This window comes from Streptomyces sp. NPDC089915 (assembly GCF_040684675.1).
Taxonomy (GTDB): Bacteria; Actinomycetota; Actinomycetes; order Streptomycetales; family Streptomycetaceae; genus Streptomyces.
In genome coordinates this window covers 1-12,882 of the sequence record NZ_JBFBGN010000169.1, presented here as the reverse complement: position 1 = coordinate 12,882, position 12,882 = coordinate 1, and the positions used below count along the sequence as shown (strand labels likewise).

The following is a 12,882-nucleotide window of genomic DNA, read 5'->3' as shown; positions in this document are numbered from 1 at the left end:
AACGGGGTCCGGGGGCGGAGCCCCCGGGGAACGGGCGAAGGGCGGGTAGGGGACCCAGCCCTGCGCAGCGGCACCCGCCGACCCGGCCGCGTCACCGCGCGAGGTGCTCCGCAAGGATCGCCGCATGGCTTTCGGCGGGGTCACGGACCGCCGTGAGCAGCGTCAGAGGCCCGGCCCCCGCCAGGGCCCGCAGCCGCTCCAGCTCCGCCACCGCCCCCGGCTCCGCCAGCTCCGCCTCGTACCGCGCCCGGAACTCGTCCGCCGACCCCCCGCCGTGGAACCACTTCCGCAGCTCCCCGGACGGGGTCACCGCCTTCGGCCACTCGTCCACCGCCGCCGCCTCCTTCGACAGCCCGCGCGGCCACAGCCGGTCCACGAGGACCCGTACGCCGTCCGCCCCCGGCTCGGGCGGGTCGTAGACGCGCCGCAGCCTGACGCCCTTCATCCGGCACCGCCTCCCAGCCCCTTGGCCTCGTCCCACAGCACCGGGTCCAGCGTCCCGAGCATCCGGCGGAACTCCCACACCGAGACCTCCTCCGGCCGGTCCGCCTCCAGGAAGCCGCCGCGCCCGCCGGCGCCCACCGTGCCCGGCGGCAGCGGGATCACCCCGGGCCGCCGGTCGTCGTACTTGCCCACGATCCACGCCACCCGCGCCGACTCCCGCTGCGGCCGCGCCGACAGCACCAGGCAGGGCCTCCCGTCGGCCAGGGACCACAGCTCACCGGGCCGCACCCGCGGCGGCGGCCCCAGCCCGTGCGGCGGCGACGGCGGCGCGCCCGCACGCCTCCTGACGTGCCGGGGGAGCAGAACCACCACCACCACGGCGACCGCCGCCACCACGGCGTACCACCAGGACGTGTCCATAAACCGACCGTAGCCTCGTCGGCCACCCGGGGCGCGGCAGCGACGCGGCAACGTCCGTACCCCTCGTCGCTCCCCTGGGTGACAGCACAGGTGATTCCCCCCACAACGGCCTGCCGCGGAGGAGCGACCGGAGGTTTCGCGCCTTACGCTCGACGCACGCACGGCCCGCACTCCGTCCACGGACCGTCCACGGAGGTTCACGCTCCATGAAGCTCACCGTCGTCGGCTGTTCGGGGTCCTTCCCGTCCGCGGATTCGGCTTGTTCGAGCTATCTCGTCGAGGCCGACGGCTTCCGGCTGCTCCTCGACATGGGCAACGGCTCCCTCGGCGCGCTCCAGCGCCACTGCGGCCTCTACGACCTCGACGCGATCTTCCTGAGCCATCTGCACGCCGACCACTGCATCGACATGTGCGCCTATTTCGTCGCCCGCTTCTACCGGCACGAGGGCGGCCGCTGCGGCCCCCTGCCCGTGTACGGGCCGGAGGGCACGGAGCGGCGGCTGAGCACGGCCTACGACGACGTCCCGGACGAGCGGTCCATGAGCGAGGTCTTCGACTTCCGGACCCTGAAGCCGGGCAGCTTCGAGATCGGCCCCTTCACCGTCCGCACCGAGCGGGTCTGCCACCCGGTCGAGTCGTACGGGATCCGCGTCGAGCACGGCGGGCGGGTGCTGGCGTACTCCGGGGACACCGGGGTCTGCCCGGAGCTGGGGATGCTCGCCGAGGGCGCGGACCTGTTCCTGTGCGAGGCCTCCTTCACGCACGGCAAGGAGGACATCCCGGACCTCCACCTCAACGGGCGTGAGGCCGGGGAGTACGCGCGCGGCGGACGGGTCGGGCGGCTCGTGCTGACGCACATCCCGCCGTGGACGGACGCCGAGCGGAACCTGGCCGACGCCCGCGCGGTCTACGACGGCCGCGTCGACCTGGCGTACGCCGGCGCCGTGTACGAGGTCTGAGCCGACGGCACGACACCGCGCACCGCGACGCGACACGACGGAGCCCCCGCCCTCCCTTCCGGGAGAGCGGGGGCTCCGTCGCGTAGTTGCCGCCTACGGGACTGCGGGGACCACCGGGCCTACTTGGCCTCGGCCTTCGCCAGCTCGGCGAGCTCCTCGTCGGACTCGCGGCCCGGCGTCGGGAGGTTCCACTTGGTGATCGCGAAGCGGAAGATCACGTAGTAGAGGGCCGCGAAGCACAGGCCCACCAGGACGAGCATCCACGGCTTGGTCGCGATGCCGAGGTTGAGGAAGAAGTCGATCGCGCCGGCCGAGAAGCCGAAGCCGTCCTTCATGCCGAGCGCCCAGGTCAGGGCCATGGACACACCGGTCAGGACCGCGTGGACCGCGTACAGCACCGGGGCGATGAACATGAAGGTGAACTCGATGGGCTCGGTGACACCGGTGACGAACGCGGTGAGCGCGAGGGAGAACATCATGCCGCCGACGACCTTGCGGCGCTCGGGGCGGGCGCAGTGGACGATCGCGAGGCAGGCCGCCGGAAGGGCGAACATCATGATCGGGAAGAAGCCGGTCATGAACTGTCCGGCGCTCGGGTCGCCGGCGAGGAAGCGGCCGATGTCGCCGCTCTTGCCGTTGTACTCGCCCGCCTGGAACCACGGGAAGGAGTTGAGCAGGTGGTGCATGCCGACCGGGATGAGCGCACGGTTGGCGACACCGAAGATGCCCGCGCCGACGGCGCCCGAGCCCACGAGCCACTCGCCGAAGCCGTGGATGCCCTGGCCGAGGACCGGCCAGATCAGACCGAAGACGATGCCGATCAGCAGGCCCGCGAAGGCGGAGAGGATCGGGACGAGACGGCGGCCGCCGAAGAAGCCCGCCCAGTCCGGCAGCTTGGTCCGGTAGAACTTCTGGTAGAGCAGGGCGACGACGAGGCCCATCACGACGCCGCCGAGGACCTTGGCGTCGACGGGCGCGTCCACGAGGACGACCTTGTGGTCGACGACCTTCTCGATCTGCGGCAGGCTCGAGTCGGTGAAGGTGCCGAGCACCTTCTGGAAGACCAGGTAACCGGTGACGGCGGCCAGGGCCGTCGAGCCGTCCGACTTCTTCGCGTAGCCGATCGCGATGCCGACGGCGAACAGCAGCGCCATGTTGCCGATGATCGCGTCACCACCGGCCGCCATGTAGGTGGCGATCTTGTTGATGAAGTCCGGCAGCGACGCCTTGCCGAGCATGTCGTCCTGGCCGAGGCGGATGAGCAGAGCGCCGGCCGGCAGCACCGCGACGGGGAGCATGAGGCTCCGGCCGATGCGCTGCATGACGGCCATCACGCCAGCGCCCTTCTTCTTCTCCGCAGCGGTCGCTGTGGACATGGGTTCCTCCAGTGGACAAGGCGCTGCCTGGGGACATGGAAAATGGGGGTGGCGGCGTCTCGGAAATGGGGGACCACTGGCTGCTCGGCAGCTGCATGGTCTACACCATTAGGTGGTGTAGACCAGTTGTAGCACGGTCGGGGTTAGATAAGGAACCTTCGATTTTGTGTGGCCTAGGCCACAGGACGAAGGGCCTCCGGATCGCTGGATCCGAAGGCCCGGGCCTTGTGTCCCAAGGCGGTTGCGGCGAAAGCCCCGAAAGCTACGCCTTGGTGTTCTCCGCCTGCATCGCCTCGATCTCCTCGTCCGACTCCCGCCCCGGCGTCGGGATGTCGAACGCCGTGATCGCGAAGCGGAACACCAGGTAGTAGACGACGGCGAACCCCAGCCCGATCGGGACGATCAGCCACGGCTTGGTCGCCAGCCCCCAGTTGATGACGTAGTCGATCAGACCGGCCGAGAAGCTGAAGCCGTCGTGCACCCCCAGCGCCCACGTCACCGCCATCGACACCCCCGTCAGCACCGCGTGGACCGCGTACAGCAGCGGCGCCACGAACAGGAACGAGTACTCCAGCGGCTCGGTGATGCCCGTGACGAACGAGGTCAGGCCCACCGACAGCATCAGCCCGCCGACCTCCTTGCGCCGCAGCGGCTTCGCGCAGTGCGTGATCGCCAGCGCCGCCGCCGGGAGGGCGAACATCATGATCGGGAAGAACCCGCTCAGGAACAGCCCCGCGTGCGGGTCCCCCGCCAGGAACATGTTGATGTCACCGTGCTTCACCTGACCCTCGGGCGTGGTGAACGAACCGAACTGGAACCACACCGGCACGTTCAGGAACTGGTGCAGGCCGATCACCAGCAGCGCCCGGTTCGCCACACCGAAGATCCCCGCACCCCACGCCCCCAGACCGATCAGCCAGTCCGAGAAGTGCTCCAGCGCGTCACCCACCGGCGGCCACACCCACAGGCACACCACGGCGAACGCGATCGCCACGAACGACATGATGATCGGCACGAGCCGGCGCCCGTTGAAGAAGCCCAGCCAGTCCACCAGCTTCACCCGGTGGTACCGCTGCCAGAACCAGGCCGTCAGCAGCCCCATCACGATCCCGCCGAACACCCCGGGATTCTGGTACGTGTACCCCGCGAAGGCGTCGGCCGAGGTCAGGCAGCCCCCCGCGATGTCCCTCGTCCCCTCCGGACACCTCTTCGGAAAGGCGTGCAGCACCCCCCGGTAGACGAGGAACCCCGCCACCGCCGCCAGCGCGGTCGAACCGTCCGCCTTCTTGGCCATCCCGATCGCCACGCCCACGCAGAACAGCAGCGGCAGGCCCAGGTCGGCGTCGAGCAGCGCCCCGCCCGCCCCCGCCATCACCTTCGCCACCCGCGTCCAGTCCAGCCCGTCCTTGCCGAACACGTCCGGCTGCCCGAGCCGGTTCAGGATGCCGGCCGCCGGCAGCACGGCGATCGGGAGCTGGAGACTGCGCCCCATCTTCTGGAGCCCCTGGAAGAGGCCGTTCCACCACTGGTTCCGTGGCGCCGCCGCCGCGCTGCTCGCGCTCATCCGCTTCCTCCCTGGGCCGCCCGTTTTGGCAGTCGCAGCACGTACGGCACACTGGTGTAGACCAGTTGTGGGGCAGGGTGCTGCTGATCGTCATCATTCGGCAGACCCCAGACCCGTGCTCGCGTAGATAGGCCAACCGTGAGCTACCGTGACGAAGCGGACGCAGCTGGTTACGGCCGCCGAGACTCGTTCTTCGCCACACTCAGGGAGAAACACATGGCCACCAAGGCTGAGAAGATCGTCGCCGGGCTCGGCGGAATCGAGAACATCGAAGAGGTCGAGGGCTGCATCACCCGCCTGCGCACCGAGGTCGTCAACCCCGACCTCGTCGACGAGGCCGCCCTCAAGGCCGCCGGCGCCCACGGCGTCGTCAAGATGGGCACCGCCGTCCAGGTCGTCATCGGCACCGACGCCGACCCGATCGCCGGCGAGATCGAGGACATGATGTGATCCGCCCCCGCGGAGCATGACGAGGACCCCGTACCGGCCCGACCGGACGGGGTCCACCCGTATCCCCGCCGCCCCTTCCGCTCCCCGCGCCCGTCACCCGGCCGGCCCCCGCAACGACTAGGCTCACAGCCATGTCTCGCATTGACGGCCGTACGCCCGAACAGCTCCGCCCGGTCACCATCGAACGCGGATGGAGCAAGCACGCCGAGGGCTCCGTCCTCGTCTCCTTCGGAGACACCAAGGTCTTCTGCACCGCCTCCTTCACCGAAGGCGTCCCGCGCTGGCGCAAGGGCAGCGGCGAGGGCTGGGTCACCTCCGAGTACTCGATGCTCCCCCGCTCCACCAACACCCGCGGCGACCGCGAATCCGTCCGCGGCAAGATCGGCGGCCGCACCCACGAGATCTCCCGCCTCATCGGCCGCTCGCTGCGCGCCGTCATCGACTACAAGGCCCTCGGCGAGAACACCATCGTCCTGGACTGCGACGTCCTCCAGGCCGACGGCGGCACCCGCACCGCCGCCATCACCGGCGCCTACGTCGCCCTCGCCGACGCCATCGCCTGGGGCCAGAAGAAGAAGCTGATCAAGGCCGGCCGCAAGCCCCTGACCGGCACCGTCGCCGCCGTCAGCGTCGGCATCGTCGACGGCGTCCCCCTCCTCGACCTCTGCTACGAGGAGGACGTGCGCGCCGAGACCGACATGAACGTCGTCTGCACCGGCGACGGCCGCTTCGTCGAGGTCCAGGGCACCGCCGAAGGCGAGCCCTTCGACCGCAAGGAGCTCAACGCCCTCCTCGACCTCGCCGCCGGCGGCTGCGCCGACCTCGAAGCCCTCCAGCTCGGCGCCCTGGAGCTCCAGCTCCCGTAGGGCCCGGTCCGGCCGGGCCCCGGCAACCGCGCGCGGCGGGTCCGCGTCTACGCCGGTACGGGCGCACGGTCTCACGGCCGCGCGCCCGTACCCGTACCCGTACCCGTATCCACGCCCTCGGGGGGAACCACATGAACCCGCACCTCACCCGGCCGAAGCTCCGCCTGGCCGCCCTGGCCCTGACGGCCACCCTCACGGTCCCGGCGCTCGCCTCCTGCGACGCCATCTCCACCGCGATGGACTGCGCCAACACGGCGGTGGCCATAGCCAACAGCGTCAACGACCTCCAGCAGGCCGTCTCGAACGCCGGCAACAGCGTCCAGGACACCCAGAACGCGCTGAACCAGATCGACACGGACCTGAAGAAGATCAAGAACTCGACCGGCAACGCCGACCTCGGCAAGGCCGTCGACTCCATGAGCACGGCCGTCAAGAACGTCCGCACCTCCGTCGAGCAGGGCAACACCGCCCCCGACATCAAGCCGGTCGCGGACGCGGCGGCCGAGATCTCCAAGGTCTGCACCCCGGGCTGACGACCCGGGACCACCGCGATAATGGCGGCATGACCCGCCTGATCCTCGCCACCCGCAACGCGGGCAAAGTCACCGAACTCCGCGCCATCCTGTCCGACGCCGGCCTGCCGCACGAACTGGTCGGCGCGGACGCGTACCCGGAGGTCCCGGACGTCAGGGAAACCGGCGTCACCTTCGCCGAGAACGCCCTCCTCAAGGCCCACGCCCTGGCGCAGGCCACCGGCCACCCCGCCATCGCGGACGACTCGGGCCTCTGCGTCGACGTCCTGAACGGCGCCCCCGGCATCTTCTCGGCCCGCTGGGCCGGCGCCCACGGCGACGACCGGGCCAACCTGGAACTCCTCCTGAACCAGCTCGGCGACATCGCCGACGAACACCGGGGCGCCCACTTCTTCTGCGCGGCCGCCCTGGCCCTCCCGGACGGCACGGAACACGTCGTCGAGGGCCGCCTCCTCGGCACCCTCCGCCACACCCCCGCGGGCGGCGGCGGCTTCGGCTACGACCCGATCCTCCAGCCCCTGAACGACACCCGCACCTGCGCGGAACTCACCCCCGCGGAGAAGAACGCCATCTCCCACCGAGGCCAGGCCTTCCGCGCCCTGATCCCCATCCTCCGGGACCTCCTGGGCTGACCCGTCTTCATGTCGAAGGCCCCGCACGATTCGCGTGCGGGGCCTTCGGTGTGTGCGGCCGGAGGGACTCGAACCCTCAAGGGATTTCTCCCACAACTACCTAAAAGTTGCGTGTAGGCCAATTCCACCACGGCCGCCCAAATCGGACATTCGTCCATTCGGCTGCCGCTAGTCTACGGCGGTTCTGCCGGATGGGGCGACCGACTTGCGTCACTGTCCGCCGCGGCACCAGGTGTCGGTAACCGCGTGGCAGTTGGGGCATAGAAGCCGGAGGTTTTCGCGCCTGTCGTCGCTCCAGTCGCCGTTGATGTGGTCCACCTCCAGGGTCATGGGGAGTCCGAGCCATTCGGGGGGAGTGCCGCATTCGGCGCAGCGCTCTGGTACGCCCACCTCGCGGAGGGCCCGGCGCAGCTGTGTGGTCTTCGTGCGCCGCCCGGCATCGTGCTTGACGAGGATCTCGTCGGCGTGCCGCGGCGGGCAGGTGCCGGGCTTGCCGCGCTGGTGGGCCTGCCCCAGGAAGTGCGCCGTCGAGAGCCCCTCCTCCAGGATCCAGCGCTTGAGCCTCTCGTTCAGCGTTCCGTTCGCCGGGAGGCCGAGCAGCCGCAGCGTCCCGGACAGCGAGACCGACGCGGCCACGGCCTCGCGAAGCGCCGCACCTGAGGGCCTCGAATGGTGTCGGCGTGTGCTCACCGCCGCCGCCTCTTCCCGCGCCCTCGGTAGGTGTCCGTGGTGGAGTGGCAGTTGGGGCAGAGGAGGCGCAGGTTCTCTCGGCGGTTGTCACGCCAGTTGCCGTCGATGTGGTCCACCTCCAAGGGGAGCGGCCGTCCCGCCCAGGCGCCCTCGTTGCCGCACAGCGCGCACCGCTCCGGCACTTCGAGGGCGGCCAGTGCCTGCCGGAGGCGGTCGCCCGGGATCCGCCGGGCGGTCCCGCTGCGCTGTTCGACCAGGACCGTCTCGGCCGTGCGACGCTGACGGGTGCGGCCGACGACGGCCTCCGCCAGCACCTCCCTGGTCCACTTCACTCCCTCCTTGGCGAAGTGGGAGACGTCGACGCCGAGTTTGCGCATCCGGTCGTGCACATAGCGACGTGATCCGCTCCGAGGGTCCACCCCCAGTTTCTCCAGTGCCTCGCTCAGCGTCCGCGACGTGCGCGCCGCTTCCGCGAGGCGTTCCCTCGTGTACGGACTGACCGGCATCGCCGCCACCCCCTGTTCTCGGCCACCTGTGCGGCCCTCGCATGGAGTAACGGGATGGCGGCCGGACGGTAACGGGAAATTTCGTCCGATAAGCGGAACGGCCCGCACCGGGAGGGTGCGGGCCGTTCCGTGGGGCCGGGCGGGGGTCAGATGCCCAGGTCCTTGATGATCTTCGCTACGTGGCCCGTCGCCTTGACGTTGTAGAAGGCGTGCTCGACCTTGCCCTCCTCGTCGACGACCACCGTGGAGCGGATGACCCCGGTCACCGTCTTGCCGTACAGCTTCTTCTCGCCGAAGGCCCCGTACGCCGCCAGGACCTCCTTCTCCGGGTCGCCGACCAGGGTGACCTTCAGGTGCTCCTGCTCGCGGAACTTCGCGAGCTTCTCCGGCTTGTCCGGGGAGACTCCGATGACGTCGTAGCCGGCGGTGGCCAGGACGTCCAGGTTGTCCGTGAAGTCGCAGGCCTGCTTCGTGCAGCCCGGGGTCAGGGCCGCCGGGTAGAAGTACACGATGACCTTGCGGCCCTTGTGGTCGGCGAGCGAGACCTCGTTGCCGTCCGCGTCGGGCAGGGTGAAGGCGGGGGCGATGTCGCCCGGCTGGAGTCGCTCGCTCATGTCAGTGCTCTCCTCGGGAGGGGATCCGTACGGGAGGAGCCTAAGCTGACTGAGCTGACAGACTGTCCATGACGGATCAAGCCCTTACAAGACGAGACACGACGACGGAGGCAGCGCGGTGCCGGAAGCCAGGACCCCCGCACAGATCGAGGCGGACATCGTCCGCCGCCGCGAGCAGCTCGCCGAGACGCTCGACGAGATCGGCGTGCGCATGCACCCGCAGACGATCATCGGGGACGCGAAGGCCAGGGTCGCCTCGACGGTCGACCAGACCGCCGGACGCGCCGTCGCCTGCGTCAACCGGCTGATCACCGACGTGAAGGACGGCCTGCGCCACGAGGACGGCGCCCCGCGCTTCGAGCGGATCGCCCCCGTCGCGCTGGTCGCGGTCGGCGTGGTCGGGCTGCTCGTGGTCTCCGTGCGCCGCAAGCGGTGATGACCACCCTCCGGAGCGTGCGGCGCACGGCGGCAGGTAGGTTCGGGGCGTGAGCGAGAACACCACCCACGACAAGCTGCCCATCCGCATGCTCCACGACCGCGTGCTCGTGAAGTCAGACTCCCCCGAGGGCGAGCGCCGCTCGGGCGGCGGGATCCTGATCCCGGCGACGGCCGCGGTGGGCAAGCGGCTCGCCTGGGCCGAGGTGGTCGCGGTCGGGCAGAACGTACGGAGCGTGGAGCCCGGCGACCGCGTGCTGTACGACCCCGAGGACCGCGCCGAGGTCGAGGTGCGCGGGGCGACGTACGTGCTGATGCGCGAGCGCGACCTGCACGCGGTGGCGGCGGAGCGGCTGGAGGGGTCGAAGGACTCCACCGGGCTGTACCTCTGACTGATCCGGTACTCCGGTACGGGGAAAGGGCTGGTGACCATGGTCACCAGCCCTTTTGCACGCCCTTTGCTACGGTGGTGGGGAACCGCCCCGACGAGACGCGCCGTACCGGGTAGCTGGACGCAAAGACGACGCACCCCGTTCGCTCTCGTTCCGGAGGTGCCGTCATGGCCTGGTTTCTTCTTCTCGTCGCCGGTCTGCTCGAGGTCGGCTGGTCGATCGGCATGAAGTTCACCGAGGGCTTCACCCGGCTGTGGCCGTCCGTCTTCACCGGCGCCGGGATCGTCGCCAGCATGGTGCTGCTGTCCTACGCGGCCAAGACCCTGCCCATCGGTACGGCGTACGGGGTCTGGGTGGGCATCGGTGCGGCCGGTGCGGCGGTGCTCGGCATGGCGGTGCTGGGGGAGCCCGTCACCGCCGCCCGGATCTTCTTCATCTGCCTGCTGCTGGTCGCCGTCGTGGGGCTGAAGGCCACCTCCGGGCACTGACCGCCCGGCCGCCCGTCACTCCAGGAACACCGACGGCGGGCGGCGGCGCGGGGCGAGGCCGCCGCCGGCGGTCTGGCCGCCGGTGGTGTCGCCGCCCGTGGTCTGGCCCCCGGTGGTCTGGCCGCCGTTGGTCTGGCCCCCGTTCGTCTGGCCTCCGTCGGTCTGTCCGCCGTTCGTCTGGCCGCCCGTGTTCTGGCCGCCGTTCGTCTGGCCCCCGTTGTTCTGACCGCCCTGGTTCTGGCCGCCGTTGTTCTGGCCCCCCTGGTTCTGCCCGCCGTTGTCCTGGCCGCCGTTCGGCGGGGTCGGCGGGTTGGGGCGGCCGCTCTGGTCCGGGAAGCCCGGCGGGCGGCTGCCCTGCGGCTGCTGCGGGGTGCTGGGCTGGACCGGCGGCGGGAGCTGGGCCGCTCCCGGCTGGAGCTCCAGGTCGAAGTCCACCGGCTCCGTGCCCTCCAGGGCCTTCTTCGTGTAGGCCGCCCAGATCCGCGCCGGGTAGCCGCCGCCTCCGACGCGGGCCTCGCCGAGGGCCCCGTACAGGGGCTGGAGGGTGCCGGTGTCCGGGTCCTGGCCCATGATCGAGACCACTGTCACCAGGTCCGGGGTGTACGCGGCGAACCAGGCGGCGCGGTCCTGCTCGGCGGTGCCGGTCTTGCCCGCCGCCGGGTGGCCGGCCGCGAGGGCTGCCGTACCGGTGCCGTTGTCCACGACGCTGACCAGCATGGACGTGGTCGTGTCGGCCGATTCCCGGCTCACGGCCTGCTGCGGGGTGCGGTCGGGCAGGTGCACGCTGTCGCCCTCCTTGGTGATCTTCTCCACGAGGGTGTACGGGGTGCGCCGGCCGTGGTCGGCGAGGGTCGCGTACGCCTGGGTCATGTCGAGGACGCTCGCCTGCATGGTGCCCAGGGCCATGGCCGGGCCGGCGTCGAAGTTCGGGGTGTCCTCGGGGATGCCGAGGTCGATCGCGGTCTGCTTGACCTTCGCCGTGCCCACGTCGACGACCATCTGGGCGAAGACGGTGTTCACGGAGAGGTCGGTCGCGGTGTTGACGGTGATCTGACCGTACGACTGCTGGCCCTCGTTCTCGGGGGCGTAAGGGATCCGGGTCCCGACGACACGGCGCCGGTTGTCGCCGTTGTAGACGGTGTTCGGGGTGATCCGGCGGCCGTCCTGCGTCCGGGAGTCGTTCTCGACGGCGGAGGCGAAGACGAACGGCTTGAAGGTGGAGGCCACCTGGTAGTCGTGCCGGGTCGCGTTGTTGACGTACTGCTTCGTGTAGTCGATGCCGCCGTACATGGCGACGACCTTGCCGGTGGCCGGGTCGATGGAGACCCCGCCGGCCCGCACCACCCGGTCCGCCGGGCGCGCCGCCGGGTCGAGCTTGTCGGCCATCTGCTTCTGGACGGCGTCGACGAAGGCGTTCTCGCGGCCCTTGTCGATGGTGGTGGTGATCCGGTAGCCGCCCTCGGCGAGGGTCTTGTCGTCGAGGATCCTGCGCTCGCCGATGTAGTCCTTGACGGCCTCCACCAGGTAGCCGCGCTGGCCGGACAGCCCGGCGGCGGCGCGGACCTTGCCCGGCTCGGGGAAGGTGGCCGCGGCCCGGTCCTGAGGGGTCATCCAGTTCTTCTTGACCATGCCGTCGAGGACGTAGTTCCAGCGGGCGAGGGCGCGGTCGCGGCTCTGCGGGTGCGAGACGACGTCGAAGGCGCTGGGGGAGTTGAGGAGGGTGGCGAGGTAGGCGCCCTCGGGGGTGCTGAGCTTGTTGACGTCCTTGCCGTAGTAGGCCTGGGCGGCCGCCTGGATGCCGTACGCGTTGCGGCCGAAGTAACTGGTGTTCAGGTAGCCCTCGAGGATGTAGTCCTTGGACTTCTCACGACCGAGTTTGATCGCGATGAAGAACTCCTTCACCTTCCGCTTGATGGTCTGTTCCTGGCCCAGGTAGTAGTTCTTGACGTACTGCTGGGTGATGGTGGACCCGGACTGCGTGCCCTTGCCGGTCGCGGTGTTCCAGGCGGCGCGGAGCATCGCCTTGGGGTCCACCGCCCGTTCGGAGTAGAAGTCGCGGTCCTCGGCGGCCAGGACGGCCTCCTGGACGCTCCGGGGGACCTGGGACAGCGGGACGTTGACGCGGTTGACCTCGCCGTCACGGGCGAGCTGGGAACCGTCCGCGTAGAGGTACACGTTGGACTGGGCGGTGGCCGCCGCGTTGGCCGGGGGGATGTCGACGAGCAGGTAGCCGGCGATCAGCGCGCCGCCGATCAGCAGCAGGAGCAGCAGGATCCCGCCCAGGACCATCCGCCAGGTCGGGACGAGACGGTGCCACCCGGTGCGCTTGGGCCTGCGCTTGGCGGCTTTCGGTGCCTTGGGTGCCTTGGGGCCCCTGGGGTCCTCGGAGCCCTTGGGACCCTTGGCGCCCTCGGGGGCTCCGGGGGCTCCGGGGGCGTCGCCGGCCCGGTCGGCCGCCTGGCCGGCACGAGGACCAGGTCCAGGTCGGAGTCGACGCTCTGCGCGGCGAGACC

General features: G+C 70.5%; 16 protein-coding genes, 1 tRNA gene and 1 riboswitch. Of the genes, 8 read left to right on the top strand and 9 right to left on the bottom strand.

The window, feature by feature from the left end; translation table 11 throughout:
- Positions 1–91: 91 nt before the first annotated feature.
- Both AB0O29_RS31145 and AB0O29_RS31140 read right to left on the bottom strand, forming a co-directional pair.
- Positions 92–445, bottom strand: a complete 354-nt coding sequence (locus AB0O29_RS31145; RefSeq protein ID WP_365158277.1) for a DUF488 family protein — start codon at positions 443–445, stop codon at positions 92–94.
- The gene (locus AB0O29_RS31140; RefSeq protein WP_365158274.1) at positions 442–864 is read right to left on the bottom strand and encodes a hypothetical protein; all 423 of its coding nucleotides are present in this window, start codon (positions 862–864) and stop codon (positions 442–444) included. The genes AB0O29_RS31145 and AB0O29_RS31140 overlap by 4 nt, the downstream gene beginning before the upstream one ends.
- 206 nt (positions 865–1,070) lie before the next feature.
- On the opposite strand from AB0O29_RS31140, the gene AB0O29_RS31135 reads away from it, so the two are divergent.
- Positions 1,071–1,823, top strand: coding sequence for an MBL fold metallo-hydrolase (locus AB0O29_RS31135; protein WP_365158272.1), 753 nt, complete (start codon positions 1,071–1,073; stop codon positions 1,821–1,823).
- 119 nt (positions 1,824–1,942) lie between these two features.
- Here the strand turns inward: AB0O29_RS31135 and AB0O29_RS31130 are convergent, their stop codons facing one another.
- Positions 1,943–3,199 (bottom strand): PTS transporter subunit EIIC, encoded by a 1,257-nt coding sequence (locus AB0O29_RS31130; RefSeq protein ID WP_365158270.1) that lies wholly within the window; start codon positions 3,197–3,199, stop codon positions 1,943–1,945.
- A 262-nt stretch (positions 3,200–3,461) separates the two neighbouring features.
- A complete protein-coding gene (locus AB0O29_RS31125; protein WP_365158267.1) occupies positions 3,462–4,763 on the bottom strand; it encodes a PTS transporter subunit EIIC in 1,302 nt (433 codons plus the stop codon).
- Positions 4,764–4,901: 138 nt separating this feature from the next.
- On the opposite strand from AB0O29_RS31125, the gene AB0O29_RS31120 reads away from it, so the two are divergent.
- From AB0O29_RS31120 to rdgB, 4 genes are all read left to right on the top strand, one after another.
- Complete coding sequence (locus AB0O29_RS31120; protein WP_344156704.1) at positions 4,902–5,213, top strand: PTS glucose/sucrose transporter subunit IIB; 312 nt, start codon at positions 4,902–4,904, stop codon at positions 5,211–5,213.
- A 131-nt stretch (positions 5,214–5,344) separates the two neighbouring features.
- Entirely contained in the window at positions 5,345–6,079 is a 735-nt protein-coding gene (rph, locus tag AB0O29_RS31115; protein WP_365158264.1) for a ribonuclease PH, read from the top strand.
- A gap of 131 nt (positions 6,080–6,210) precedes the next feature.
- Entirely contained in the window at positions 6,211–6,612 is a 402-nt protein-coding gene (locus AB0O29_RS31110; protein WP_365158261.1) for a hypothetical protein, read from the top strand.
- 29 nt (positions 6,613–6,641) lie between these two features.
- The gene (gene rdgB / locus AB0O29_RS31105) at positions 6,642–7,244 is read left to right on the top strand and encodes an RdgB/HAM1 family non-canonical purine NTP pyrophosphatase (protein ID WP_365158258.1); all 603 of its coding nucleotides are present in this window, start codon (positions 6,642–6,644) and stop codon (positions 7,242–7,244) included.
- Positions 7,245–7,297: 53 nt separating this feature from the next.
- Here rdgB and AB0O29_RS31100 read toward each other — a convergent pair.
- From AB0O29_RS31100 to bcp, 4 genes are all read right to left on the bottom strand, one after another.
- A tRNA-Leu gene (locus tag AB0O29_RS31100) sits at positions 7,298–7,381 on the bottom strand.
- A gap of 73 nt (positions 7,382–7,454) precedes the next feature.
- Entirely contained in the window at positions 7,455–7,880 is a 426-nt protein-coding gene (locus tag AB0O29_RS31095; protein WP_365158255.1) for an HNH endonuclease, read from the bottom strand.
- Between the two features lie 50 nt (positions 7,881–7,930).
- Positions 7,931–8,440: an HNH endonuclease signature motif containing protein gene (locus AB0O29_RS31090; RefSeq protein ID WP_365158252.1), complete on the bottom strand. Its 510-nt coding sequence runs from the start codon at positions 8,438–8,440 to the stop codon at positions 7,931–7,933.
- A gap of 146 nt (positions 8,441–8,586) precedes the next feature.
- Positions 8,587–9,054 (bottom strand): thioredoxin-dependent thiol peroxidase, encoded by a 468-nt coding sequence (gene bcp, locus AB0O29_RS31085; protein WP_365158249.1) that lies wholly within the window; start codon positions 9,052–9,054, stop codon positions 8,587–8,589.
- Positions 9,055–9,172: 118 nt separating this feature from the next.
- Between bcp and AB0O29_RS31080 the strand changes: the two genes are divergently transcribed.
- The 3 genes from AB0O29_RS31080 to AB0O29_RS31070 all read left to right on the top strand — a co-directional run bounded on the left by AB0O29_RS31080 (position 9,173) and on the right by AB0O29_RS31070 (position 10,369).
- The gene (locus AB0O29_RS31080; RefSeq protein WP_365158247.1) at positions 9,173–9,490 is read left to right on the top strand and encodes a DUF3618 domain-containing protein; all 318 of its coding nucleotides are present in this window, start codon (positions 9,173–9,175) and stop codon (positions 9,488–9,490) included.
- A gap of 49 nt (positions 9,491–9,539) precedes the next feature.
- On the top strand, positions 9,540–9,881 hold the full coding sequence (locus tag AB0O29_RS31075; protein ID WP_031150129.1) for a co-chaperone GroES: 342 nt from the start codon (positions 9,540–9,542) through the stop codon (positions 9,879–9,881).
- Between the two features lie 71 nt (positions 9,882–9,952).
- Positions 9,953–10,019: riboswitch (guanidine-III (ykkC-III) riboswitch) on the top strand.
- A gap of 29 nt (positions 10,020–10,048) precedes the next feature.
- Entirely contained in the window at positions 10,049–10,369 is a 321-nt protein-coding gene (locus tag AB0O29_RS31070; RefSeq protein ID WP_365158244.1) for a multidrug efflux SMR transporter, read from the top strand.
- A gap of 15 nt (positions 10,370–10,384) precedes the next feature.
- On the opposite strand, the gene AB0O29_RS31065 is transcribed toward AB0O29_RS31070, so the two are convergent.
- A complete protein-coding gene (locus AB0O29_RS31065; RefSeq protein WP_365158241.1) occupies positions 10,385–12,658 on the bottom strand; it encodes a transglycosylase domain-containing protein in 2,274 nt (757 codons plus the stop codon).
- Between the last annotated feature and the right edge of the window lie 224 nt (positions 12,659–12,882).